Origin of the sequence: Priestia sp. SIMBA_032 (assembly GCF_046535215.1) — a bacterium.
Taxonomy (GTDB): Bacteria; Bacillota; Bacilli; order Bacillales; family Bacillaceae_H; genus Priestia; species Priestia aryabhattai.
Genome location: NZ_JAWRXD010001549.1, coordinates 1 through 236, shown reverse-complemented (window position 1 = coordinate 236; position 236 = coordinate 1). Strand labels below are relative to the sequence as shown.

Annotated in this window: 1 protein-coding gene; it reads left to right on the top strand. The window is 69.5% G+C overall.

Going from position 1 to position 236, the window contains the following annotated elements; translation table 11 throughout:
* Window positions 1–236: insulinase family protein (locus SB717_RS39475; RefSeq protein ID WP_410908779.1), on the top strand; the 236-nt coding region annotated here is incomplete at both ends.

Below are 236 nucleotides of genomic sequence, written 5' to 3'. Positions count from 1 at the left end.
GCTGCGTACGCGCGGCACCCCAAGCCGGGACGCCATCGCCATCAGCGAGGACGCCGAATCCCTCGGCGCCAGCCTTTCCTCGGGGGTTTCGCGCGACCACTCGACGATCAGCCTCGGCGCCGTGCGTCCCTTCCTCGACGACAGTCTGGCCCTGTTCGCGGATGTACTGCGCAATCCGACCTTCCCCACCGAGCAGTTCGACCGCCTGCGCAAGCGCCGCGAAGCGGCCATCGCAC